Raw genomic sequence first — 26289 nt, forward strand, 5'->3', positions numbered from 1 at the left:
GGATTCCCCTCATCAACATTCATCAGATAACCTGCGGCTTGATCAGGCTCACGCATTTTTGCGCGAAATGTTGGGTAGTCGAGTGGTCTAGCTACTACCTTTACACCTATGCGCTGATAATAGGCCTCAAACATGGCCATTAAATCCAAGTGATACGGATCTTCCATAGCGAACATGATTTCGAACTCAAAGCCATCCGGATAACCTGCTTCGGCCAACAACTGCTTTGCCTTTTCCGGATGGTATTCATAAAGTTCTCGTCCCTCTGGCGGCAGTTTATCTATAGGCGTGTAGTAATCGGGCCACCGCGATGAAAAAGGATAATCCAGCACTTCTCCCTCACCATTTAGAAGGGTATCCAGTATTTCTTGCTGGTTAATTGCCAAATTCATGGCGCGCCGCACCCGAACGTCATCGAATGGTGGTTTATCGTTCCTAAGCGCCAAAAACGGTGGGTCGCCTAAATAACTTTGCAAAATCAACTCAGGTGCAGAACGCCGTAATTGCTCCGCAAACTGCCACCGAAACGCCTCCAAAATATCAACCTTACACGTGCGGATAGCTGCAATACGAGCCGATTCATCCCCCATAATGTGGTACACAACACTATCGTTATAGGGCAAATCATAAGCAACGCCGTTAATGGTTTCCTTGTCCCAATACTCTTCGTTACGCTCATAAACCTGAACATCATCCGGACGGAGGTTAACTAATTTATACGGGCCGGTTCCCGTTTTTAAGCGCCAGTCATCCGAACCCTTGCCATCATTCATCTTCAAGACTTCCGGTGGAGCTATAGCAGAGAAATATGCCCACAATAGGCGATACCCAATATTTGCATTCCACTTGTTCAAATATGCGACGGCTGTGTATTTACCCTCCGCCTTCCATTCAGAAATAAACCCATACCAAGTGGGAACAGCTCTCGGGCTCGCCCTCATATGCGTGAAATTAAATACTATGTCTTCTGCGACCAACTCTCGCCGTTCCATGACCCCTTCCTTGGCCGGCCAGTACACTCCTTGCCGCACATTAAACACAATCCGTAAGGGATTTTCTTCGACGGACCAGCTTTCCGCCAACTCACCTGTCAGGTGCTGGTCTGGAATGTAGCTCAAAGATTTGAAAGGGTTTTCTCCCGCGCCCCTCGGTCCGAAATCAAGGTCGCCCTTAGCCAAATGCTCCAAGAAAAGAGCATCGTGATTGGTTTTCCACGGCCAATCATACTGGTTGAAGGATAGAGCATTAAGTCCTGCGTGCCGGGTCAGGATATTCACAGTGCCGCCGTATTGGGGTTCTCCGCGTTCTGGTTCAGCCTGCACAAAATCAACCCCCGACGTGGCCGACAAGAGAACCATTCCACAAACCACAAGGCTTAGGTTATATAAACGCCGCATATTACTCTCCCATAAAAATTAAACTTACTGCAGCTAAATCAATTACAGCCCATCTTCCTTTTTTGTTCCTGGTCAATCCAGATGCGAGCGTATATAGGACCCGGATCCTGAGTGCCTATGCTGTGCTCGCCCCAGTAATTCTTAACATACGGCCACCAGGCTTCGTACATTGTAGGGGTCGGGAGCCAGACATAAGGAACGCGTTCGCTAATCAAACGAACATTCATCTTCTTCAAAAGCGGATCAAGCTCGTCTGCATCTTGCATGGTGATCGCCCTGAAAAATGCCTCATCGTGCCATTCGTCAGAGTGAAATGCCGGGTTCCAGGTCTGCCCGGTTACGAACCTAGTCCGAAGAACCTGAAACGGGTTTCCCTCATCCGTGTTCGCAAGGTATCCAATTGCCTGCTCCGGTTCACGCATTGCCGCCCGATAGGACGGATAATCCATCGGTTTGGCTATAACTTTCACTCCTATACGCTGATAGTAGGCCTCAAACATGGCCATTAAATCCAAGTGATACGGATCTTCCGTAGCAAACATAATTTCGAACTCGAAGCCATCCGGATAACCGGCCTCAGCAAGCAATTGTTTGGCTTTTTCGGGGTGGTATTCAAACAATTCCCGTCCCTCAGGAGGCAGTTCGTCCAGAGGTGTGTAGTAATCAGGCCAACGAACTGAGAAAGGGTAGTTAAGGACTTCACCTTCACCATTGAGAAGGGTTTCCAGGATTTCCTGCTGGTTTAAGGCCAAGTTCATGGCGCGGCGCACCCGAACGTCATTGAAAGGTGGCTTATCATTTCTCAGCGCCAGATAGAGTGGGTTACCCAGATAACTTTGCACAATTAATTCCGGTGCAGAACGTTTCAACTGTTCGGCAAACTGCCACCGAAACGCCTCAAGAATATCGACCTTGCACGTCCGAATAGCCGCAATCCGGGCCGATTCATCCCCCATGATGTGATAGACTACACGATCGTTGTAGGGCAAGTCATACGCTACACCGTTAATGGTTTCTTTGTCCCAATACTCTTCGTTCCGCTCATAAACTTGGATGTCATCGGGCCGGACATCAACAAGCTTGTACGGGCCGGTACCGGTTTTTAAGCGCCAGTCATCGGATCCCTTTCCGTCATTCATCTTCAAGACTTCCGGTGGAGCTATTCCACTGAAGTACCCCCAAAGAAGGCGATAGCCGATATTGGCATTCCACTCTTGTAGGTAGGCGACGGCGGTGTATTTACCTTCCGCCTTCCACTCGCTAATAAAATCCCACCAGGTGGGGATCTTTCTGGGGCTGGTGTTCATATGTGTGTAGTTAAATACAATATCTTCAGCCACGAGTTCACGGCGCTCCATGACCCCTTCCTTGGCCGGCCAGTACACACCTTTCCGGATGTTAAACACGATCCGCCAGGGGTCCTCTTCTATTGACCAGCTTTCTGCCAGTTCGCCCGTCAAATGTTTGTCCGGGATATAACTCAGCGACTTAAAGGAATTCTCGCCGGTACCCCTCGGGCCAAAATTGAGGTCTCCCTTGGCTAGATACTCTAGGTACAACCCATCGTGATTTGTCTTCCAGACAAAATTATACTGATTAAAAGACAANGCATTTAACGCTGCAAGGCGAGTCAAAATATTGACAGTNCCACCATACTGGGGNGTCCCACGCTCCGGGCCCGCATACGCATGCGGCACAATCAACAGCGCCAGGGCCAAAACGACGTACCTTCTTTTCTTAGCTAACAATTGTCTCACAATATTCTCCCTCAAGAATTGACGAACCTACCCTACGCCAGCCTCACTCGGATTACTCAGCCTTGGGACGACGGCTATTCTGGCCCCAACGGCCCTCCAATAACTTAAATCTTGCCCGTATCCTAAGAATACGTCTATGTCTTAGATAGTAACACTTTTATTCATGTTTTCTATGCTCGGAGAGAGTTATGTCCCCACGTACCTTTAAAATTGAAGTTCCCGAATCAACCCTGTCCGGCATCATGGAAAAAGTAGCTGGGTATAGTTGGCACGAAATGCCAGCCGATGGTGGTTGGGCCTATGGGGCAAACCTTAAGTACATGCAGGAACTATGTAAATATTGGATAAACACATACGATTGGCGCAAACACGAGGACCAACTGAACCGCTGGAACCATTTTGTCTCTACGGTGGACGGGCTAGATATCCATTACATCCATGAGAAAGGAAGTGGGCCAAATCCCCTTCCCCTCCTAATCAGCCATGGCTGGCCAGGTTCCGTATATGAATTTATGGATGTTATAGAACCACTCACACACCCCGAACGATTCGGAGGTAAGCCAGAGGACTCCTTTGATNTTATCGCACCCTCCCTGCCTGGGTTCGCCTTTTCAGGAAAGCCCAAACTTCCTATCGGTCCGCGCGGGATCGCCGATAAATTCTCTACTCTGATGCAAGAGAACCTTGGGTATACAAATTTTCTTGCCCANGGGGGCGACTGGGGNAGCGCAATATCGAGTTGGCTCGGCTACGAACATAGCCCTGCTTGTATTGGCATTCATATTAATATGCTTAGCATGCGGCACCACGCTGGTGCCCAAAATCAGGAAGAAAAAGAATGGGAAAAGGCCACGGCNAAANTTTTTGANAAGGAAGCCGCNTATAACTATCTTCAGTCNACCAAACCGCAAACTTTGAGTTATGCCATGATGGATAGTCCTGTAGGGNTCGCNGCCTGGTTAGTCGANAAATTTAATACCTGGTCCGATACATCTGGTGATGACATTGAAAGTGTCTACACAAAAGACCAGCTGCTTACCAACATAATGATTTATCTTGTTACCCACTCATTTAACACNGCGAGCTGGATTTATTATGGNCGCAGGCAAGAGGGTGGAAGAAATTTTCCGNTCGANGANAAAAGAGTGGAGGTTCCCGTATCGGCAGCTGTTTTCCCGGCTGAATTCTTGCCTTGGGCCCCTAGAAGCTACGTCGAACGTGTTTATAACATAGTCCGGTGGACGGAAATGCCGCATGGCGGACACTTCGCGGCTATGGAACAACCTGAGCTGCTTGTTGAGGACGTGCGAGAATTTGGGAGAAGCTTTCGTTAAGCTTGGTAAAAATCTTCAGACTAAGTAGTAAGACACTGATAAAATACCTGATCCGTTTTATCCGCGCATAAGAGATTCCAATTCATTCGCCGCCCATCGNATCCCCTCGTCAATACTGTCACTTCCTGCTNTCACTCTTGAAACCAGGTTAGGGAAAATCCCTTGCGCCATTATCTGTGCTGCGATCNGTGGCGGGGCAGGATAACCAACAGCTATTCCAATTTCATCTCCACGGATCGGGTAATTATAAATTGCGCCGGGCGGCGGGCCCGCTTTTTCCCAGATATCGTTACCTTCTGCGTGGGAGACTAGGAGTGGCACGTCGTATCCGTCGGTGACCTGGCTCATCTGGTAGGTNACGTCCCGGGTCGCCACATGACGTAAGAGGTCTTTAGCTGCTGAGATGTTTTCCGAGAAATCCCAAATTCCCCAGAAAGTGGGAATGAAATTGCGATATCTTCCGTGTGGGCCTCGTGGCAAATCATGACACCACATTTGTTCNGCGAATTGTGGTGCATCTCGTTTTGCAACATTCCATGGGCTGGGTGCGTTAAAGACAGATGAGCCTTTTCCGGAAATCATCCAACGATTGTTTCCTGCGTCGTCCCAGGCATACACACTCTCTGGCATGGTGCGGGCTAACTTAGAAAGATATTCTAAGACCGTTCGCACCTCTTCTGAGTCAACGACAATATCTCCGTCCTTATTTACAAGTTCNGCTCCGTGGGCGGCAAACGTTGGGGCAAGCCAGCAACTTGCGTCGACGGTGGCCGCAAGAGGCCCGCCAATTCCATGGCCCACTTCATGCAANTTTTGGCCAGCCTCTAACAGCGCATCGTAGTCCCAGGCGTTGACTAGGTCCGTGTTGCGGTCTTGTCCGGGGCCAGGAAAAATTTCCTGCAGATCTATGTCAGCNTATTTTTTATAAAGATCCAGGCGGGAAATCATGCCTTGGGTTTGTGAGCCGACAGGAGAGGGGCTTGCTCGCCAAACCCCATCCACTTTGGCCAGGTATTCGGCCANNGGAACCATNGGGCCTTCCGAGGCAAGAATATCCTCTACGACATCATCTAATGGCTCCAGCCGGCGTGCAAACATGGTNGGCATCCAGAGGCCATGGAAATAGATATCGTGACCAATCCCAGCTCGTGATTCGGCTTGGGCGGTAAGCAATAGTTTATTTCCCACACTGGAGATGAAGTCGACTTCGATTTCGACGCCATTTGCTTCACCCCATTTCTGCAGCGTAGCCTCCAGTGCTGCATTACTACCCGGAATCCAGTGGTCCCAGACCCCCATTTTTAACTTTCCGGCGGAGTGGGAGGTTTTGATATAAGGGGCAGAAAAAACTCCAAGACTTACCGCAGCGGTTCCCTGCAGAAATCTTCTCCGGGATTGTTTGTTCCGCATCCTTCTTCCCCCCATCTAGAGTCCGCTGCAGACCTCTATCTTAAATTCCAGTTGGAAACTTTTACCAGNAACTTCGTTAATAAAACAATGTATCTTCTATATTGTAAGTGTACCTGGCACCCCTGGGAAGACATTACTGAGCCATCAACTCAGGCCCCAACACTAAGGTTGGCAAATAGGTAGATAATGTTGGCACATATGTTACCAAAAAGAGAACAGCAAAGAGAACAAGAAGAAAGGGTGCTGCNGCCTTCACGACGTCCGTTATGGGCATCTTAGCTACACCCGAAGTTACAAATAAGTTCAAACCCACTGGAGGTGTAATCATCCCAATCTCCATGTTAACCACCATAATTATACCCAAATGAATGGGATCAATGCCNAGTTCCATTGCAACAGGAAAAACGAATGGGGCTACAATGATTATTAGGCCAGATGGCTCCATAAACTGTCCGCCGACTAGCAGCAGGGCATTTAACANCAACAGAAAAAATATTGGGCCAAAGCCAGCGCTCAACATGGCAGAGGCAATCCCCTGCGGCACGCCCTCATNNGTGAGTACATGCTTTAGCACTAATGCGTTAGCGATGATAAACATNAGNACTATGGTCAGNTTGCNAGCCTCNAGNAACGANCGTTTNGTNTCCGGATGCCATGTCACNCTTANGCAACGGTAAATCANATNACCTTTNACTTTNCCANCAACACTGAACGGGCCTAGATCGCAGTANATAAAATTCGTTACNACAAACGCNTACACCGCAGCAACCGCAGCAGCTTCGGTAGGNGTGAAAANCCCACCNTAAATTCCCCCCATAATAATTACTATCAAGAGTAATCCCCACGCCGCCTCNCGACCTGAGTGATAAATCTCGCTCCATCCGGACCATGGTTGCGTAGGCAAATTCTTCCACCTAGCCACTACGTAAATGCTAAGCATCAACATCAAACCCGCCATAATTCCGGGAAGTAGACCTCCTAAAAACATGCGGCCCACCGAAACATCTGTCGCCGCCGCATACACCACCATGACAATTGAGGGAGGGATTAATATTCCCAAGGTACCGGCATTACAAATCAATCCTGCAGCGAATTCCTTTGAATAACCAGCCTGACACATTCCAGCTATTAGAATACTGCCAACGGCCACCACCGTTGCTGGGGAAGAACCGCAAAGAGCAGAAAAAAACATGCACGCCAACACTGATGCCATAGCCAACCCGCCACGCATGTGTCCAACTAGTGCTATGGCAAAACGGATTATTCTTTGCGCCACCCCTCCCGTAGCCATAAAAGTTGACGCCAAAATAAAAAACGGTATTGCCAAAAGTGTGTAGTGGCCATGGAAAGCAGAAAAGAGCGTCTGCGCAATAGAAGCTAGGGTCCCGTCGCTGTAGACCACCACAAAGATAAGACTCGATAACCCAAGAGAAATCGATACCGGAATTCCAATAAGTAGGAACAATAGTATGAGAAGGAAAAGACCGGCAGCTTCCATAGATTAATGCCTAGGCANNTTNCTAAATTCNGATCNGNCCGNGGNGCCANCACCCNGATNCCNGCGTANAANCTGNANCNCCTTCTGNAGCACNCGTANNGTCAATAAAAACATTCCNAGAGGGAGGGCAAAATAAGGGATAAAACGCGGAAGCTTCTCGTACCTCTCCCCTTCATTTAATATTGCTGACAGAAACTGAAGCAATTCAGGCATTGGNATATCGTCAGTCTCCAGGAAAGCTCGCGTAGTAACGAAAGGGTNCCAGTAGTCCCAACTTCCCTTCAGTAGTAATAGGGAGAATATTAGACACGCAAATATCGAAAAAAATTCCATCCCTCTTTGCCAGGACGGCGGGACCTGCCGTACAAGTATGTCTACACCCAGATGTAAGTTTTTGGCAAAGCAATAGGCNGCNCCAATCAAGACCAACCACGCAAAAAGAAANACNGTTGCCTCAAGAGCCCAAAGAAGATTTGCATTAAAGACATACCGTGCAACAACGTTAGCAAATGTTATCCCGGTCATCAGGGNCAACAAGATAACCATGAGAAGTTCCTCGAACNTATCGCTAATACGCANTATTTTTCTTAACATTGCTTTAATTTAGTTNGCATAAAACNNGATNATCGGAANCNCNATAAGGNCGAGGCCCATTAGACCNTCTCTNTTTACTGNTTGGACTGAATNGCAGCGGCAATCACNTCCTGTCCAATATCNCTTTCAAATTCCTCCCAAACTGGCTGCAATACCTNGACCCATTCCAACCTTTGTTCCGAGGTCAGCACTCGAATAACACCCCCGGCATCAATGATATTTTGNCGATTTTGGAGATTTATCCGANGCGATTCCTGATTTCTTTCCCNNCTNACATCCTCNATTATCGCAAGAANCTGTNCNCTGACATTTNTTTCCAGGGAACTCCACCAGTCAGTAGAGGTCACCACCAGGTAGTCGATCACCCCATGATTTGTCTCGGTAATACCATCTTGCACCTCAAAGAATTTCTTTCCGTAAATATTTGACCAAGTGTTCTCTTGCCCATCTATAACTTGGGTCTGCAAGCCACCGTACACTTCCTTAAAAGACATCTTTTGTGGATTAGCACCAAGAGTTTTGAACTGCGCCACCAAAACATCCGAAGATTGCACTCGGAATTTTAACCCATGTGCATCAGAGGGCTTAATCAACGGGCGATTGGCAGACAACTGTTTCATACCATTGTGCCAAAACGCTAACCCCGTGAGGCCCCGTCGAGCCATTGCTCCCTTCAATGCCTCGCCTGTCGCCGATTTTTGAAAGCGATCCACTGCCGCAATATCATCAAACAAAAAGGGCAAATCAAACACTCGATACTTCTTCGTAAATTTTTCAAATTTTGATAACGAGGGAGCAGCCATCTGCACATCACCTATCAGCAAGGCCTCGAGCACCTTGTTGTCATCAAACAACATAGAGTTAGGGTACACCTCCATGCAGGCAACAGAATTCATTTCCTGGTTGATCCGTTGTGCAAGAATAGTGGCAGCAATACCTTTGGGGTGTTTAGAGGCATTAGTTACATGGCTAAATTTTATTCTCAGTTCACCTTGATCACACTTGGCACTAGAGTCCGAAATTGCTCCAGATATAGCCAACGAAATGATTACTATTAAACAACCGAACCCAAGTCTCACCAAAACCTCCATTGCCAAACTATAGAATTTTAAGCAAACCCATAATAAAATTATCTAATCTAATCGCCTCTTGTGACTATCCATAGTTAGCGGCTAAGATTTGTGTTAACAACCTCATCTGTAACGCCAACAGGCGGGAGACACAAGAGATGGCATATTTGGTGGAAAAACTGGCCAGCCGTGGCTGCATAACCATTGCAGAAGATGCCAAGGTCCTGACCCTATTGGAGCTTCTAGGNAAGCACAATGTNGGNGCCGTCATGGCAATTGNTGCAAATCAAGAACCAAAAGGGATCGTCTCNGAGNGAGACGTCGTCCGNTCNNTNGCTAGTGANNACATAGATATTAACNCTACTTNTGTTTCNGAAATAATGAGTAAGGAATTCATTTCCTGTGATCTCTCAACAACCTCATCCGGATTAATGGAGATTATGACACGTAATAAAATCCGNCATATACCGATAGTAGAAAACGGANATCTTGTGGGCATGGTTTCCATAGGAGACGTAGTAGGTCGACTTATAGAAATTTACGAGGCGGAAAATGAACAATTAAGGACCTATATTAATTCCTAAACCGAAATCAGCCTTAAGGGGATCTTCCTGCCATCAAAAAGCAATAGATGTACCATACTCTGAGTTCACATCACACTAGAGATAAACTAACTTTAAGAACCCCATAGACAAGGTATCTTACCTCTAAGAATTGAATTGGATTAATCGTTATGAAAATCGTTGCCGTAGAATCTGTNCCAATATCTTACCGGGTCCCGGAAGGTAATAATGTGCGACTGGGAATAGGTAGGGCGATTAAAAGAGATGCCGTCCTCATCAAGGTAACCACAGAGGACGGTGTCATTGGTTGGGGGGAATCTCACCACGGACGATGCCCTGGGGCTATTGCAAAACTAGTGGATACTACAATACGAGAGCTGGTCGTTGGCCTTGATGCGAGAAACAATGTGGAAGTNTGGTCCNAAGTATACCAGATGCAATTGGCTAGCCATGGAATGGGNTATGCGTCGGCTATGGCCTTGAGTGGCCTAGACATGGCTCTCTGGGATATTCGTGGCAAGACGCTTGACCTCCCCCTCTACCGCCTTCTGGGTGGAGCGAAGAGCCCCATTCGCGCTTATGCCGGAGGGATCTCCCTGGGGTGGCAAGAACCAAGAAAACTAGCTGACGAAGCATCCATGCATATTAACTCAGGCTACCGTGCACTAAAGTTGCGTGTTGGCGACAGCCCGGTTCGCGATGTTGCTAGAGTTGAAGCAGTTCGGGAAGAACTTGGAGAAGACATCGAAATAATGGTGGATGCAAACACCGGGTATACCTTAGATGATGTCCGAAGGGTAATGCCAGCTTTCGAGGCGGCAAACGTGGCGTGGTTAGAAGAACCCTTTCCTGCACTCGATTATCGGGACTATAAAATTGCGGCCACCCTTGGCCGTGTACCCCTCGCAGCCGGAGAAAATCACTTCACCCGCTTTGAATTTACTAGAATGATAGAAGATGGAGCTGTTCGTTTTGCCCAACCCGATTTATCCAAAACAGGGGGGATAACCGAGTCACTTCGTATAGCTGCCCTTTGCTCAGCATGGAAAATTTCTTTTAACCCGCATACTTCTGCGACCGGCCTCAATATGGCGGCCTCAATTCATCTACTAGCTTCGGTGGATAACGCCGGATATTTTGAAGGCGACGTAGCGGCTTTCAACCCCTTTCGCGATGAGCTCGGCGGTATCCCGTATCAACTTAGTGAATCAGGCCAAGTCTTGCCGCTGGAAAAGTCCGGCATAGGAATCGAAGTGGATGAGAAATTCCTTGCTGCCCATCCTCTGATTGAAGGTCCCTGTTACGTTTAAGACGGTAGCCTTTGGGNGCAAGGGGAAGCCAAAATATTAGCTCGTGCGCGAGGGGCAAGTTGGACCATTTACGGGCCTGCACATGCGGTAAACCTTGCCCCACCTAATTTACCTGCCTCCACAGCCTCGACAAAAATTTGATATGCATCAATAAATTCCTTAAAACGCCCTAACCCAAATGCCGCCCCCGCCTCTCCGGCCTTCGAACGATACATCTGAAACCTTTCACGCAAAATTTTAGCCCACCATTCTGACAAGTCTTCTGNATCTACCNTTTCAAAACCNGCGNCTAAGATATNTTTCCGNTACTCAGACTCTTGGTGAATACCAGCAGCCGCCATTCCACTCCGAAGCATACTTTGNTCNCGATCCGATAAATTAGGTGAAGCTACCCAATCCGTNAAAACCAATCTGCCTTTNNAACCAAGTACTTTCNTGATNTTTCTAAAAAGNGAGCCTTTATCCTGGATATGCAAAAAAGCTTCCTGGCTGATAACGTGGGTGAATGTATTTTCTGCAAGCGGCATGGCAACGGCATCACCGCATATAAACTCCACCTGACAAGCCAATCCAACAGCTTCTGTGAGGCGGTTCGCCGAAAGNGTTCTGGATTCGTTTATATCCAANCCAACAACATCACAACCATAGCTATTTGCAATATACCTAGCTGGACCGCCCATCCCCGAACACACATCTAGGACCCTAGACCCCTTCACCAAGCCAGCACTCGCCGCTAGTGCTTTTACCGCCTCTAGGCCTCCGTAATGGTCTTGGTCGTAGGGAAAGAGATCGGGNGGGGTTACACTTTCGAGACTTTTCCCCTCTTTCGCCAAAGCAGTTCTAATGGACGGCTCATTTATAGGGTGTTCATCGTAATATGTCAGGATATCTACCATATATCCAGCAACCTTCCTTCAACGAAAGCTATTCCTTACGTTCCAAAGATGCCTTGACGTCTGCAGTCATGTTACGTGGAACAGTAGCGGTAATGGCTATCTCTGAGACGTTAGCCCGCTTAGGCAACAAAACCGACATCATGACCGCCGCGGAAATGTCTTCCGGCTGCATCATTAATGCCCGCACTTCTGAGTTTGGAACAAGAGGACGATTATCAAGTATTGGCGTATCAACCTCTCCAGGAAAAATGCTCGTACAGCGTATTCCGTTTCCTCGAATCTGCGAAGAAATGGTCTCCATATAGGCACGGGAGGCCGATTTTGCCGACGAGTACGCTACACCAGATAAGGGACCCGGTCTTATGGCCGCCATTGAACTAATCATTAAAACGTGACCATCGCCCCGATCCATCATTGGCCCCAAAAGGGCGCGAGTAAGCATCGCAGGACCAAGTGTATTCACATCCATAACCTGACGCCATTCCTCCGCACTAATATACAGAGGGTTACGAACCTTTGAACTAAAACCAGCATTGTTAATAAGAATATCGACGCCTTGCTGCCTTTTAATTAATATTTGCGCCAACTCTTCTATCGCGTCTGGCTCCATAAGGTCACAAACCATGGCATCCATCGGCCCTGGCTTGCCTGCAGCCAGCGCCACTGTTTCTTCGAGCGGTTCCTTCCGTCTCCCACAAACCGTAACCGTGGCCCCCGCTTCCGACAGATCTAGCGCAATTGCACGACCTATGCCCGTGCCTCCCCCCGTCACGAGAGCTTTCTTTCCGTTCAGACTTTGCATACGCCTCCCCTATCCAAAATACTTCTTATAATTCTGAATTTTCATGCACTCATAAGAGCAATAAATATCAGGGCCATTCCTACAACGGCACCCGCATGAGCAATGGTTCTGAACCAGGCAACTTTAAGAGCATATAACAAGGCATGTGCAACTTTTGACCAGAAAAACAATGCAGCCCCAAAAACTGTCAGCGATGTGCTGACCGAAGCTGCCTGAGCAACAAGGACCAAACATGCAAACGGGATCAAATTTTCCACTAGATTACTATGTGCCAGTTTTAGCCGAGCGGACCAAGCTGGCACCGACGGCGGGTTTTCTGGATAGCTAACTACATCTGTAAGACCCCAACTCACTATGCGGGCCGGCACATAAATGAAGGGCAGCACTAGACAAAGAGCAGCACTCATAACCAAATAACACAATTCTACGTTCATTATCTTACTCCATAGGTATAACTCAAGTCTTGCTCAGAAGAGTTTAGGCCACTAGTGATGTGAATCTAGATCTTTCTTTACCTCATCATGATCACCAACAACAATATGGTGCTGGCTCTTAACTACATACTTTTCTAGTAACGGGAGAAATGCCAAAGGAACCAGGCCCCCTACCACTATTCCCAGCACCATATCACGAACATGTGGATCGATAAGGCTGGCTATCAAATCAGCAAGAATATGCGAGACAGCTGCCCCAAAAATACCAGCAATGTAGCCGTTCGACACTAGTTTGAGAAAGCGGTTCAAACTCCACCCTGAGTAATAACCCAAGATCATGATACCTACATGCACGAATCCAAAAATAAAGCCTCTCAAGTTTCCATCCAAGGAATACAAAAAGTGCTCTAGCATGTGCTCCAAATCTGTCACTCCCTAATAATACTAGCCGATACTCTTGGGCGGCGTGTACTATAGGTGACGGATAAGTAATTAGAAAGCAAGCATACAAAGATAGGCAGCCAATGCAGAGAAGTGAAGATAGATTTCTCACAACACACACAGGAAGCCTCCCCCGGCAGCCATCACTTCGGGATTTGCTACAACGCAAGGAACAAGACCCCTTAGATTTTGGTCCAGAGTTGGCATCGGAAACAGAGGGCGCCGTCTCCGACGTCATTGCAGAACAACTAAAGGCAGGAATAGATATAGGTAATAATGGTGAGCAACCTCGGGTCGGCTTTTCCACCTATGTCACTGGGCGGATTAAGGGTTTTGGTGGGGAGGGCTCGCGCCCAATCCGACTGGATAACAAAGATTTCCCAGATTTTGCTGCGATGGGCGCAGAGAGACTTCGATTGGCAAGCAGAGTAATGATAAATCCGACCGCACAAGAAGAACTCGAGTACACAAATTTTCAGGAATGCCAACAAGAGTGCGAGCAGTTTATTCGGTTGACTGAAGCTTCCAAAAAGAAGTTTTCCGAATGCTTTATGACCGCTGCGTCCCCAGGCATCGTAACAACTACCATGATGAACGAGTACTATGACACACACGAAAATTATCTAGGCGCTGTTTCTAGAGAAATGCAGAAAGAATACGAAATAATTCATAAGCACGGGCTAATTCTCCAACTTGATTGTCCTGACTTAGCCATGGAGCGATCCTGGTTTTTCCAAGATTTGAGTCTTTCTCAATTTCAGGATCGGGTCCAACAACACATCCAAGCGATCAATGATGCAGTCGTAAATATACCAAGAGAGCACATACGCCTGCACGTCTGTTGGGGAAACTCAGCCAGCCCCCACGTGAACGACGTGCCGTTGAAGGATATTCTTCCCTATCTGTACGAGGCCAATGTTGGCGCTTTGTCTCTGGAACTTGCAAACCCAAGACACCAGCACGAGTATAAGGTCTTTAAGATACATCCGCTTCCTCACTCGATGATTCTCATTCCTGGGGTCATCGATTCAACCGTCAATTATGTTGAACACCCTGAGGTAGTAGCCGATCGTATCTGTCAAATCACCGACGTAGTTGAAGACCGAAACCGCATAATCGCCTCAACAGATTGCGGTTTCGGAACCTTCGCAGGGCTGGGCGCTGTCGCGCCCAGCGTAGTATGGGCAAAAATGCGAGCCCTTCGGGAAGGCGCCGACATTGCAACCAGCCGAATCTGGGGACCCACCTGAGCCAAGGAATATCTAAAGCTGATTAATGGTTATCCCGAGGCAAATCCCGGCCTACCTTTTGATAGGCAGTAGCTAACTCTAAACATCCTCCTTCGGCCAACTGACCAACATTTTTCCGATATATTTCCTGCCATGGTGTTTGGTTTCTAATTTCAGGAGGTGACCAATTCCGTTTCCGTTCCTCCCACTCCTTGATATCCACCAGTGCATTTAATGTGCGAGAGTTGAGATCAAGGCAAACCTGGTCTCCCGTTTTAAGCAAAGCTAAACCGCCCCCGACGACAGATTCTGGAGAAGCATTGAGGATGGACGGGCTCTCGGATGTTCCCGATTGCCTTCCATCTCCAACTGTGGGTAAGTGGCTTATACCTTCTTTAAGCAACGAGTCTGGAGGCTGCATATTTACAACCTCGGCAGACCCTGGGTAGCCAACACAACCAACACCGCGAACAAACAGAATGGTTTTGTCGTCGATACCCAGGTCAGGATCATTTATCCTGGCGTGATAATCTTCCGGACCCTCAAAGACCACGGCTTTTGCCTCAAACACCCCTTCTTGCCCGGGTGTGGATAAAAATCTTTCTCTAAAATCCTCTGAAATTACCGAGGTTTTCATCAATGCACTGTCAAAAAGATTACCCGATAAGACAAGCAATCCAGCACTCTCCTGAAGTGGATTGTCATAGCTCCGGATCACTTGGCGATCGCTGCTACGGGTGGTGCCTAGTTGCTCTCCCATCGTTACTCCAGAAACCGTTTCAACCGACAAATCAAGTTTACCAGCCTCAGCCAGCTCACCCATGACGGCCGGCACCCCGCCTGCCCGAAAAAAGGACTCGCCTAAATACTTTCCTGCTGGCTGCATATCTACTAGCAGAGGAATGTCAAAACCATGCGTCTGCCAATCTGTAACATCAAGTTGAACGCCGGCATGCCTAGCTATAGCCTGAAGATGTGGCGGGGCGTTTGTTGAACCCCCTATCGCAGAATTCACGATTATTGCGTTCTTAAACGCTGCCCGACACAAGATTTTTGATGGAGTGATATCGTCTTTGACCATCCCAACAATCCTCTTCCCCGTAGCATAAGCCATAGCCATACGTTCACGGAACGGAGCAGGAATCGCTGCACAGCCCGGCAAACTCATTCCGAGTGCCTCCGCCATGGCGTTCATGGTGGAGGCAGTCCCCATTGTATTACAGTGCCCAAGAGAGGGAGCCGAGGCACAGACCCGTCCCATGAATTCTTCGTAGTCAATTTTTCCTTCAGAGAGCAGTCTACGGCTTTCCCACATAATCATTCCTGATCCTGCGAGTTCACCCTTCCACCAGCCGTCAAGCATCGGCCCACCGGACAAAACAATGGCTGGCAAATCGACGGTCGCCGCACCCATCAACATTGCAGGTGTTGTTTTATCGCAGCCCGTGGTTAGTACGACCCCATCGATGGGATAACCATGCAAAACTTCCACGAGATTTAAATAGGCAAGATTTCGGTCCAACGCAGCCGTTGGCCTCTTACCAGTCTCCTGGATGGGGTGGACGGGAAACTCCATAGGAATTCCTCCCCCATCCCTAATACCGGCCTTGATTCTATCCATTAAAAATACGTGGATTTTATTACACGGAGCAATATCTGAGCCTGTTTGGGCAACACCAATCACTGGGCGTTCTCCCTGTAGCTCCTCCCTTGTATATTCTTGGTTCAAATACCGCTCAATATACAAAGCGGTCATTCCAGGATTATTTGGATTATCAAACCATTCCTGAGATCTAAATTTACGTTTGGCTTTCGTATCTGACATTCTTCCCTCCCCTTTGTCAGCAACCCACACTAGGCTAATACAGCTTTCCCTACAGCTCTATCATCCTGTGCTACTCCAGGAATAATACATGAAATCTGGCCACAAATTATGAAAAACTCCCGCTCTTTTCTAAGGGAGCTCTCCGTCCACAAATACAGCCCAGAAATACCTAAAAGTGCTGGAAAATAATTGCCCTCTATGCAACGATGCCCTGTTCCTAACAGGAGAGTGCATTATGAACCGGGTTAAACTGGAGGTAGACAATAAAGCGGAAGTTGCGGAGGAAGGAGTGTCCGCCTACGTACCCTCACTTGAGCTAACAGCAGGACAACCAGCCCCAATTGCTGCAAATGGAGGGCTGTCCTACATGTCGTTCGACCACAATGGTGATGCGGGCACCGCCGCTGCCATGGAAGCTGCCCTCAGCCAGATAGCATCTGGGAAAGGCCAGGCCGTCAACGATATGCTGGATAATGCTCCCCCAGGCCCAATTGAAACAAAATGGGGCACCGGGTTTCGAAGCTATAAGGAGTGCCTCGAATACATCCGCTCTCAAAATATCGAAGCGCCAGAAGGTGGATTAGCACTGCCTCTGCATTACACTATTCATGAGCAGCCTACTTACTCTATTGTTACCTCCAACGCCATCTGGCGAGATCCTTCCCGACAGAAAGAAGCTGCGCTATTACGAAAAGATGAAGATAATAACAGTGAACGCACCCTCTACTTCCCACAAGTGATGCGTGACGCAAGAAGAATCGAGGAATACTATCCGGGCCTCTCTCCCACTAGCCCCGAGTGCATGGATAAATTGGGCGTGTCACTGGCGCATTGCGATTCGAAATGCAATGATTTCTATAATGCCGCAGAGGTTGAACGAGTTTTTTATCCGGAAATTGAGAAATTACTGTTGGATTTTTTCCCAGATGCAACAGATGCTCTCGTCTATAATCATGACGTATTTGACAAAGATTACGATGGGAGTGTTACCGAAGACCAGGACAACAAAGACCCTGGTATTAACAAAAGGTATGCCAACATCGTGCACAACGACCTTAACGATAATAGTGGAAGGGTCCGTTGCCGGGAATTACTGACAAAAAATTTACGAAACTTTGGCCGCCAGCAAAATTATACAGAGGCAGAGGCTGACGCAAAAATGTCTCGTCGTTTCATGTCCATAAATTTAGCAAAACCAATTGAAACTGTGCGCCAAAATCCTTTTGTGCTATGCGCGTGGCCCTCATTTGCTGACCAACCATACATTACTAATTATCGCATTTACGATGACCGCGTAGGAGAGACAACACGATTTACCTACCGCCCAGAACATGAATGGTATTGGTTCCCAAACCAAGAAACCACGGAAGTATCCATGCTTAAATGTTATGATTCTATTAGGGATGGATCAGTTTCCCGCTGGTCCTTCCATAGTGCCGCGTTTGACCCCACAGCACCCGAGGATGCCCCCTGCCGCAAAAACGTCGTAGTCCGTTCGTACATTTTCTTTTAGAGAAACGTGGACGAAACAGCCTAAGAAACACCTTAACGCTTCTCACTTTGAAGCAAATGTAACCAGCCATTAGGTCTTTAATGCTCAAAGGTTTTAGAGGGAAGAGCAACGCCTTCCAGAAGAGCTTAAAATACAACAGGTCGACAACCCCTGTGATCGGCGAGCTATTGAAAATACTAATAAACAACAGCTTTCCCGATGCCAGAATATCCCATGGATGACGCTCTAAATACAGCCATTCAATATCATTCAAGCGGGCAATTGGATGCAGCCAATGAGTCCTATAAAAATCTTCTAACCGAAAATCCAGAACACCCGGACGCATTACATCTCTACGGCGTCCTGAATCATCAAATGGGGAAAAGCAGAGAAGGCATTGAGCTAATAAAGAAGGCTTTGGCGCTTCAGCCCAATTATGCAGAGGCTCATAGCAATCTTGGAAATATTTTTCGCGAAACTGGCTCGTTGGAGGAGGCAGTAACTTCATACAAGGCCGCTCTATCGGTCGCACCCGACTACGCCGAAGCGCTTTATAATCTGGGACAGACCCAGCGGGCCATTGGTAACTTTGAAGAATCTCTGCAATCTCTGCAAAGGGCCGTTGAACTTGCCACGGACTTCCCAGAAGGCCACAACGAAATAGGGGCAGTATTGCGGGATCTAGAAAGACCAGACGAAGCCTTGAAAAGCTTAGAAACGGCCATTGCGTTACGACCAGACTTTGCTGAAGCCTACAGCAACTTGGGAAGCACACATGCCGATCTCGGCGACCTGGACTCCGCCGTAATAAATTTCCAAAAAGCTATTGCCCTTCGGCCCGATCTAGCCGAAACCCATGCCAACCTGGCGAACACCTTCCGCCTTCTCGGCTATTTTACGGATGCGATAGAGAGCTACAATAGATCCCTCGCTATGCAACCAAACGACACGGAAACCTTGTATCTACTCGGCAATACTTTGCTGGATGTGGGTCACCATAGAGAAGGACTCCAATATCAGCGCGAGGCCAAGGGTGTCATTGAATTTGGCAAAGATGAGACAAGCCACTATCAAATCGTAAGTAAAGTAACTAGGAAGGCAAAAGATGATTCAAAGACGTGAATTAGATATAGCGGTGAATTCGCACTTTATTGGATGTTGGCAATCTGAGGACACTACCTATTGCGACGACGTCATTTCATTTTTTGAGAGCAACAAGGACCTTCAATCAGCTGGTGTAACTAATCATCACAAAGTGCAGGAATCCATGAAAATCTCAACCGATATTTCAGTGTATCCACAAGATCTTGAAGAGCAGAAATTTGCATCTTTGGCCAACTTCATGGGGCACCTAAAAGATTGCCACGTAGACTATCTTAAACAGTGGCCATTTTTGAAAACTGTATTCCCAAAAATGCATATTGGCCCCTTTAATGTGCGGAGATACGATGAGGGAGGCCATTTTGGGACACTACACTCCGAGCGCACCTCTCTAAACGTACTGCATAGAATTTTAGCGTGGATGACATACTTAAACGATGTGCCAGAGGGCGGCGAGACAGAATACCCCATGTTTGGACTAAAAATTAAGCCGGAGAAAGGAAAGACCATTATATGGCCAGCGGAATGGACCCATGCCCACATGGGTTCTATGGTAACCACAGGCCCAAAATATATAATCACCGGATGGCTACACCACCCGGACACGACGGAAGAATAAAAAAAATTGGGAACGAAAAGATTATACCTCCACTAAGATAGGCTTCGGTGTGGCATAAGGACCGGAGGAGATAGCATGGGAAAGGGCCCTCATAAGCTTGAATATGAAGTAATCGAAGGATGGGAAAGTCTGCCAGAGGATTGGTCCTTCGTGGAAGTTGCCGGTGTCGCGGTTGACAGCTGTGATCGGGTGTATGTATTCAACCGAGGAAACCATCCGATGATCGTTTTTGATAAGGAAGGAAGATTCTTAAATGCGTGGGGCGAAGGGATTTTCACCAACCCACATGGCATTTTTATAGATAGGACTGATACTATTTGGTGTGCTGATCACGCCGACCACACGGTGAGAAAATTCACTGCCTCGGGGGAACTGCTTATGACCTTAGGTGACAGTGTTCCTTCAAATACTGGCTTCCAAATTAACAAAAGTCCAGTGTGTTGCTCGGCAGGTCCTTTCAATATGGTAACAAATGCTGCAATGGGACCTGACGGAGATCTTTTTGTCTCAGATGGATACGGAAATGCCAGAGTTCATTGTTACAGCTCTGACGGGACACTAAAACATTCCTGGGGAGAACCAGGAACTGGGCCAGGCCAATTTAATCTTCCCCATTCCATAGCAGTGGATCAATCTGGACGCGTTTTCGTAGCCGATAGAGAAAACTCCAGACTGCAAATATTTTCCTCGCAAGGAGATTTTCTAGACCAATGGACCTGGACCAATAGACCATGTGATCTCTTCATTGATGAACAGGAAAATCTATATATTGCAGAACTTGGTTGGTCCGTTCCAATTAGAAAAACTCCACATTTTAATATGATGCTAGCGCCCCCTATTGGCCACGATCCAATTGCTCGAGTGACAATTTGTGATCTTGATGGGAATGTACAATCCCGAATTGGCGGCCCAAACTCCGTCATGCCTGGCAACTTTATACAGCCACATGCGATATGGGCGGATTCTAAAGGCAATCTGTATGTTGGCGAGGTACCAAAAGCTGGAGGGGGGATTGATCACTTCGCCCCACTCACCTGCCACTGTTTCCAGAAATTTATTAAATCTGGTTAGGAAGAGTTAGAATTTAAGCTAGCCCGAACAGGGAATTCCCTTGGGTAACTGTTAGAAATCATGGTATGCATTACCTCACTCTCAGCGGCTAGCTCGCTCTATTAAAGGTAGGTCGATTAATGAAAAAACTAATGCTAACAGCATGCGTATTAATCGCATATGCAGCTTTGGGACAATTTCAAACTTCGAACAGCCATTGGACAGGCGCCCGAACAGCTGTGGCGGATATTGAGAATCCTCTGGATAATCATGAACCCGCTGGTGAGATCAGTGATGCAGAAGCCATCAAAACGTATGCCTCTATGAAGGATTCACTTCTGCGCAACTATGCAAGCTCTCTTGTGAAAGCTGCCGGTGAATACGCAAGCTGGCACCAATTTAATAATTCACCATATGTCTCCGAGCAACATGGAGACCGATTGGTAAACGATTATGGCAACGACAAAGCTACCGGTTATGGAGACTTTGAAAATGGAGGAATATTGCCAGTTGGAGCCGTGATTGCGATGGACAGCTTTAAGATAATACCGAGCTGCCTTCCACTAGCTATAACTGCTGATGCAGTGGAAGCTGGACCACTCTTTGTCATGGAAAAAATGGAGCACGGATTTAATCCAGGGACTGGCGACTGGCAGTTTTCCATGATTTCTCCTGATGGGGTGTTGGTTGGACAAACTTTGGGGACCGGACATGATAAAGTGCAATTTTGTGCAGATTGTCACCAGTCGGTGAGCCAAGAACAAGACTGGCTCTTCTTCCTTCCTCACAAATATCGTCGGGAAGGCCAGCGCCTAGCCTCGGAGACCACTCGCTAATAGAAACGAAGACACTACGGTGGTTTGGCCCGAAGCAAAAGGCTTAGCCGGAAAGAGCTTTTCCGACAACAGGCCCTCCAGCTAAGCGCCCAAGTTGAAATTTTTGGGTTCCACAAAATCCTCAAGTATCGTTTCTCCAGCTAACAATCTAGTCCAAGAATCACCGCACCGAAAAATTGCCAAAGCACAGGTTGGAAAATTTTTGGTAATCTTGCCAACTAGCTTGTCAGGGCCATTTGGATCTAAAGATAGAGCTAGGGATTCTATACCCGGATTATGCCCCACCACAAGAATTGTCTGAACCCCCTTTGTTTGGGCTTGGATACAGGACAACAATTCGGACGCACTAGCACCATATATAACTGGTTCAAAGACGACTGGAACAGAATCTGGCCATCTCTCATCCAAACCAGCCAACGTTTCTCGAGCGCGCAGAGCCGGCGAACTAACAACCACATCGGGCAATAGATCGCGCTTGGCAATGTAGTCCCCTATTATACGGGAGGCCTCCTTGCCCCTTTTATTTAATGGCCTTTCACTATCCACAAGGCCATCCAATGACCAACTAGACTTAGCATGCCGAAGAAGAAGTAACTTAGTACTCATGAGACACGCAGTGTCCCATAATTGCGAGCTGGCAGAAAGGCCCTTGCAAAAAGTCCCTGACACGATGTTGCAAGGCCGAAATATTCTTGTATCTTGATACTTTGGATGTGGAACACAGAGTTATTCAAGAACTCTCACCGAAAAGACATAAAGCCGAGACGAAGGAAAACTCATGCCAATTACAGCAAGACAAACAGCCCCATCTTTGGACAGACAGGATAAGGATAGCCTATACCGCAATCAGCAAAAGGGGCTCATATATCCTGAAAATCCTATATTCAGTAGCGCCGAGGAAGAGCGACAACATAGAAAGGAACGTCTTGTAGCCAGCTGCAGGGCTTTCGCACTCGAAAAATTTGACTATGCCTTTGCCGGCCATTTAACGGTTCGAGATCCAGAAAACCCAGAACTATACTGGACCAACCCATTTGCCGTTCACTTCAATCAAGTAAAACTCTCAAATCTCATTTTAGCGGACCACGATGGAAATGTTGTGGAAGGAGATTATGCCATAAACCGCGCAGGGTTTGTTTTACACGCTGCTGTGCATCAAATGCATCCAGACATAATAGCTATGTGTCATGCTCATACTGTCTGGGGAACAGCGTTTGCGTCTCTAGGTAAAGAATTGTCCTACATACACCAAGACGCCTGTACTTTTTACGAGGATCACGCTGTCATTAAAGATGATGCCGGTAAAGTAGCTGTGGAAGAGGATGCCGGCACACGGATCGCGAAACACTTCAAAAATGTCCGAGGCATTATTCACCAAAATCATGGGCTGTTTTCCGCCAGCCGACACAGCATAGACGCAGCAGCATTTACCTTCATTGCTCTGGAACGGTGCTGCAAGCAGCAATTAGCAGTCGAAGCCACTGGCATTACACCCGTTCAAGTGTCAGAGGAATCGGCTCGATATAGTCGCGAAAATGTCGGGAGCGAATACATTGCCTGGCTTGCATTCCAACCTACGTGGGGGCTCTTAAAGGAAACCCAACCCGATATGTTTGACTAGCTCCTGGTCAATAATTGGTTAAACAAGGAAAGGTTATGCCTACCCTACCAAAGGCATAACATTCTCTGAGAACTCCTCCATCCGTTCTAACATGGCCGCCTTATCCGATGCGGCAACATTTACGATCATGGTTTGCAGGCCGGCTTTCTGGAAATCAGCTATATCTTCCGCTCGCTCATCCGGCGCGCCCGTAAAAGTCTGCCTGCTATTATCCTCACCTACCTTAGGATTCGAGCTATGGAATGCGCAATTATAAGCTAAGGAAATACTTCCAGGATCTCGCCCCGACTCCTCTGCCAAGCGATGCAAAATCTTTAGTCGCGCTACGTAGGTCTCCAATTTATCCATTCTAAATTTTGGATTGCTCCCAAACGGATACCAGGCATCTCCCAACGCGACTGCCCGCCGTATAGCCGCCATACTCTCTCCCCCAATCCATATTGGGGGATGTGGTCTTTGTATGGGGCGGGGGTCCGTATCAATATTAGAAAACTTTACAAATTTTCCGTCATAGCCTGGGTCCTTATCCAACCAAGCTGATTTCATAGCCGCAATATATTCATTGGTAACAGCTCCACGTTCCGAAAAATCAGGAAGATTCAATGCCTCAAATTCTTCCACCATCCAGCCCGCACCACAACCCACCGTAACCCGCCCCCCAGATAAGATATCAGTCGTTGCAATTGATTTAGCCATAAACAACGGGTTCCTATGGGGAATAACAGCCACGGAAGTCATTATCCTTATTTCCTTCGTCACTGCAGCGAGCCACGCTAAAAGGCTGAACTGCTCCATACAATCGGTAATACCATCTGAGGTCCAAACAAACTCCCCCGTCTCACTGTAGGGATAGTTCGGATCAATTTTTCTAGGGACAACGATATGGTCAGGAACGGCTAGATAACGATAACCCAACCTCTCGGCACTCTGGGCGATTTCTTTTATTGTTTCCGGGGTTGCCATCGGGCCACGATTAGGAACGGCTAGACCAAAGTTCATATTCTTCTCCTAAACCTTACATTTCTCCACATGCCTTCACTCAACTATACTACTGGTGAAAAAGAACTAACAAACTATACTTNTAAAACTACCGCTAAAGAGCTGGTTGCTGCCTCTACTTTTGGAAGGACACCATTCTTCAACTAAGAATTATCTAGGAGGGAAAAATGGGAGACAAGTTAGCCGAGAAAATCGCGCTCGTCACCGGAGCTAATAGCGGCATTGGTGAAGCAACAGCCCGCCTATTTGCGGCTGAGGGCGCAAAAGNACTCCTTTTGGCACGGCGACAACCTGAGGGAGAGAAAGTGGAACAATCAATCCGCGCATCTGGTGGCGAGTGCACCTTTATATCNTGCGACATAGGAAACCCGGATGAGGTAGATGATTCTATTGCTAAAGCCGCAAATACCTACGGCGCCATAAATATTCTATTCAACAATGCGGGCGGCGGCGGCGGTGGAGGTTTCCCTGACTCGACTACTGATGAGTGGAACCAGGTGGTGAATGTCAATCTAAATGGCACCTTTTATGTTTCACGAGCAGTTTGGCCCCACATAGTTGCTGCTGGTGGAGGCGCAGTAGTCAACATGTCTTCCCTCGCAGCTCAACGAGGATTTAGCCCTCGCATGCTCGATGAATTCGGAAGCGTGGCACCCTCATATTATGCGGCCAAGGCAGGAGTAGATGCCCTCACCCGCTTTATGGCAGGGGTAGGAGGAAAACATAACATACGGGTCAACGCGGTTAGGCCAGGTCAGATTATGACCCCTGGCGCTACCCGAGGTACGCTTAATGACCCAGATGGAGGCCACCACGTCATGGAAAAAATGTTTGACATGGCCCAGATATTGCCCGGCGTCGGGCGCNCCNAGGATGTAGCTAATCTTGTATTATTTCTAGTTTCCGAAGATTCGCGTTTCATAACCGGAGAAATGGTCAATGTCGACGGAGGAGTAGCAGCAAAAATTTAGTCTTTTACCCATTTCAGAATATGTTTCCCCACTGCAACCAGCTCTTCATGTTGATTAATAACTTCTATGTTAGATAAAGACCGACGCCTGTCCTCATCGATTTCTGCAATGGTATAAGTCACTGTGACCGTATCGTTGATGTAGACGGGTTTAATAAATCGAACACCATCGTACCCGAGCGAAACTGGGGTCTCGTCTATTCCCTGATTGACGCACCGATCAATCATCATTGTGGAAGTGGTAGACATGAAACCAACCAGCAACGCCCCGTGGGCAATCCGACCCTTAAATGCCGATTTCTCCATGTATTGTTCGTTTACATGGTTACCGGAAAAATCCCCAGTAATACCAGCAAACATATAAATATCACTTTCCCCCACTGTTTTCGAAAAAACAACAGACTCCCCCAACTCCACGTGAAAATTAGACATTCTATCTCCCCATCTTTATCTAACCTTAAAAAATCAACCATTATCAACCCATAGATTGGTTGACCCGTAACACCACGGTGCCATACCCTGCCTAGTATATGTCAACCATTTCGAAAAAGGGATCGGGATGCCTAAGCAATTGTCGATGGAAGAACAAGCTGACGCTCTTGAGCACCAGCAAATTGCAGAACTTGGGAAAAAAGCTATAGGAAAGTCTCTCTTCTATTTTCTTTCCGATGGGGAGCGGACGCTTGGCGACGGCTTCAAACAAGAACCTGGTGAGACACTGCTAATGGGCGAAGATCCCCGGCTTCCTGAAATGCCGGAAGCTCCCACCCTAATAGACTTTTTCAAAAACCGATTCGCAATGGCTTGGCCCTACCAGCAACACCTGCTGCAAAGTGCCAACCTTGCCCAGAAAAATGGGCTGCCAGAGAAAATGATCCTGGGATGTCTATTACATGATATTGGCGTTGCAGGCTTTATTCGATCTGATCATGGGTATTGGGGGGCGCAAATGATTGCGCCCTACGTAGACGAAGAAGTGAGTTGGGCAGTTCGCATGCATCAATGTATGCGCTTCTTTGCAGATGAGGAAGTAGGCTATCC

25 protein-coding genes and 1 pseudogene are annotated in these 26289 nt (G+C 47.6%); 12 read left to right on the top strand and 14 right to left on the bottom strand.

Features of this window, described 5'->3' with window-relative positions; translation table 11 throughout:
* The coding region (locus tag CMM32_01500; GenBank protein ID MBT05582.1) for a hypothetical protein at positions 1-1397 on the bottom strand (1397 nt) is incomplete at its 3' end.
* Between the two features lie 38 nt (positions 1398-1435).
* Positions 1436-3169 carry a peptide ABC transporter substrate-binding protein gene (locus tag CMM32_01505; protein MBT05583.1) on the bottom strand — a complete coding sequence of 578 codons (1734 nt, stop codon included), beginning with the start codon at positions 3167-3169 and terminating at the stop codon, positions 1436-1438.
* 173 nt (positions 3170-3342) lie between these two features.
* Here CMM32_01505 and CMM32_01510 point away from each other — a divergent pair, with 173 nt between their 5' ends.
* Entirely contained in the window at positions 3343-4488 is a 1146-nt protein-coding gene (locus CMM32_01510) for an epoxide hydrolase (GenBank protein ID MBT05584.1), read from the top strand.
* A gap of 57 nt (positions 4489-4545) precedes the next feature.
* Here CMM32_01510 and CMM32_01515 read toward each other — a convergent pair whose 3' ends face one another.
* The 4 genes and pseudogenes from CMM32_01515 to CMM32_01530 form a co-directional block, all read right to left on the bottom strand.
* On the bottom strand, positions 4546-5913 hold the full coding sequence (locus CMM32_01515; GenBank protein MBT05585.1) for an ABC transporter substrate-binding protein: 1368 nt from the start codon (positions 5911-5913) through the stop codon (positions 4546-4548).
* Positions 5914-6031: 118 nt separating this feature from the next.
* On the bottom strand, positions 6032-7396 hold the full coding sequence (locus CMM32_01520) for a C4-dicarboxylate ABC transporter permease (protein MBT05586.1): 1365 nt from the start codon (positions 7394-7396) through the stop codon (positions 6032-6034).
* A 3-nt stretch (positions 7397-7399) separates the two neighbouring features.
* Positions 7400-7990: pseudogene (locus CMM32_01525) on the bottom strand (C4-dicarboxylate ABC transporter permease).
* Positions 7991-8064: 74 nt separating this feature from the next.
* Complete coding sequence (locus CMM32_01530) at positions 8065-9081, bottom strand: C4-dicarboxylate ABC transporter (protein MBT05587.1); 1017 nt, start codon at positions 9079-9081, stop codon at positions 8065-8067.
* Positions 9082-9218: 137 nt separating this feature from the next.
* On the opposite strand from CMM32_01530, the gene CMM32_01535 reads away from it, so the two are divergent.
* Positions 9219-9644, top strand: a complete 426-nt coding sequence (locus CMM32_01535; GenBank protein MBT05588.1) for a hypothetical protein — start codon at positions 9219-9221, stop codon at positions 9642-9644.
* A gap of 149 nt (positions 9645-9793) precedes the next feature.
* Positions 9794-10933, top strand: coding sequence for a mandelate racemase (locus CMM32_01540; protein ID MBT05589.1), 1140 nt, complete (start codon positions 9794-9796; stop codon positions 10931-10933).
* Between the two features lie 68 nt (positions 10934-11001).
* On the opposite strand, the gene CMM32_01545 is transcribed toward CMM32_01540, so the two are convergent.
* The 4 genes from CMM32_01545 to CMM32_01560 are packed head-to-tail and all read right to left on the bottom strand — an operon-like array spanning position 11002 to position 13479.
* Positions 11002-11829 (bottom strand): hypothetical protein, encoded by an 828-nt coding sequence (locus CMM32_01545; protein ID MBT05590.1) that lies wholly within the window; start codon positions 11827-11829, stop codon positions 11002-11004.
* A gap of 28 nt (positions 11830-11857) precedes the next feature.
* Positions 11858-12631 carry a 3-oxoacyl-ACP reductase gene (locus CMM32_01550; GenBank protein MBT05591.1) on the bottom strand — a complete coding sequence of 258 codons (774 nt, stop codon included), beginning with the start codon at positions 12629-12631 and terminating at the stop codon, positions 11858-11860.
* A 41-nt stretch (positions 12632-12672) separates the two neighbouring features.
* Positions 12673-13065, bottom strand: a complete 393-nt coding sequence (locus tag CMM32_01555) for a hypothetical protein (protein ID MBT05592.1) — start codon at positions 13063-13065, stop codon at positions 12673-12675.
* Between the two features lie 51 nt (positions 13066-13116).
* The gene (locus CMM32_01560; GenBank protein MBT05593.1) at positions 13117-13479 is read right to left on the bottom strand and encodes a hypothetical protein; all 363 of its coding nucleotides are present in this window, start codon (positions 13477-13479) and stop codon (positions 13117-13119) included.
* A gap of 110 nt (positions 13480-13589) precedes the next feature.
* Here CMM32_01560 and CMM32_01565 point away from each other — a divergent pair, with 110 nt between their 5' ends.
* Entirely contained in the window at positions 13590-14756 is a 1167-nt protein-coding gene (locus CMM32_01565) for a methionine synthase (GenBank protein MBT05594.1), read from the top strand.
* Between the two features lie 22 nt (positions 14757-14778).
* Here CMM32_01565 and CMM32_01570 read toward each other — a convergent pair whose 3' ends face one another.
* Positions 14779-16560, bottom strand: coding sequence for a dihydroxy-acid dehydratase (locus CMM32_01570; protein ID MBT05595.1), 1782 nt, complete (start codon positions 16558-16560; stop codon positions 14779-14781).
* A 235-nt stretch (positions 16561-16795) separates the two neighbouring features.
* Between CMM32_01570 and CMM32_01575 the strand changes: the two genes are divergently transcribed.
* From CMM32_01575 to CMM32_01595, 5 genes are all read left to right on the top strand, one after another.
* Complete coding sequence (locus CMM32_01575; GenBank protein MBT05596.1) at positions 16796-18073, top strand: hypothetical protein; 1278 nt, start codon at positions 16796-16798, stop codon at positions 18071-18073.
* 198 nt (positions 18074-18271) lie between these two features.
* Complete coding sequence (locus tag CMM32_01580; protein MBT05597.1) at positions 18272-19174, top strand: hypothetical protein; 903 nt, start codon at positions 18272-18274, stop codon at positions 19172-19174.
* On the top strand, positions 19158-19772 hold the full coding sequence (locus CMM32_01585; GenBank protein MBT05598.1) for a 2OG-Fe(II) oxygenase: 615 nt from the start codon (positions 19158-19160) through the stop codon (positions 19770-19772). The genes CMM32_01580 and CMM32_01585 overlap by 17 nt, the downstream gene beginning before the upstream one ends.
* A gap of 75 nt (positions 19773-19847) precedes the next feature.
* Positions 19848-20843, top strand: a complete 996-nt coding sequence (locus CMM32_01590; protein ID MBT05599.1) for a hypothetical protein — start codon at positions 19848-19850, stop codon at positions 20841-20843.
* Positions 20844-20962: 119 nt separating this feature from the next.
* Complete coding sequence (locus CMM32_01595; GenBank protein MBT05600.1) at positions 20963-21658, top strand: hypothetical protein; 696 nt, start codon at positions 20963-20965, stop codon at positions 21656-21658.
* A gap of 81 nt (positions 21659-21739) precedes the next feature.
* Here the strand turns inward: CMM32_01595 and CMM32_01600 are convergent, their stop codons facing one another.
* Positions 21740-22264, bottom strand: coding sequence for a hypothetical protein (locus tag CMM32_01600; protein MBT05601.1), 525 nt, complete (start codon positions 22262-22264; stop codon positions 21740-21742).
* Positions 22265-22436: 172 nt separating this feature from the next.
* On the opposite strand from CMM32_01600, the gene CMM32_01605 reads away from it, so the two are divergent.
* Positions 22437-23279, top strand: coding sequence for a class II aldolase/adducin family protein (locus tag CMM32_01605; protein MBT05602.1), 843 nt, complete (start codon positions 22437-22439; stop codon positions 23277-23279).
* A gap of 39 nt (positions 23280-23318) precedes the next feature.
* Here CMM32_01605 and CMM32_01610 read toward each other — a convergent pair whose 3' ends face one another.
* Positions 23319-24278: a hypothetical protein gene (locus CMM32_01610; GenBank protein MBT05603.1), complete on the bottom strand. Its 960-nt coding sequence runs from the start codon at positions 24276-24278 to the stop codon at positions 23319-23321.
* 167 nt (positions 24279-24445) lie between these two features.
* Between CMM32_01610 and CMM32_01615 the strand changes: the two genes are divergently transcribed.
* Positions 24446-25249 (top strand): hypothetical protein, encoded by an 804-nt coding sequence (locus CMM32_01615; GenBank protein MBT05604.1) that lies wholly within the window; start codon positions 24446-24448, stop codon positions 25247-25249.
* On the opposite strand, the gene CMM32_01620 is transcribed toward CMM32_01615, so the two are convergent.
* A complete protein-coding gene (locus CMM32_01620; protein MBT05605.1) occupies positions 25246-25680 on the bottom strand; it encodes a dehydratase in 435 nt (144 codons plus the stop codon). The two genes, CMM32_01615 and CMM32_01620, sit on opposite strands and share 4 nt — an antisense overlap.
* A 127-nt stretch (positions 25681-25807) precedes the next feature.
* Between CMM32_01620 and CMM32_01625 the strand changes: the two genes are divergently transcribed.
* A partial coding sequence (locus CMM32_01625; protein ID MBT05606.1) for a hypothetical protein occupies positions 25808-26289 on the top strand: 482 nt, incomplete at its 3' end.

The sequence above is a fragment of the Rhodospirillaceae bacterium genome (assembly GCA_002728255.1).
In the GTDB taxonomy this organism is placed as follows: domain Bacteria; phylum Pseudomonadota; class Alphaproteobacteria; order UBA7887; family UBA7887.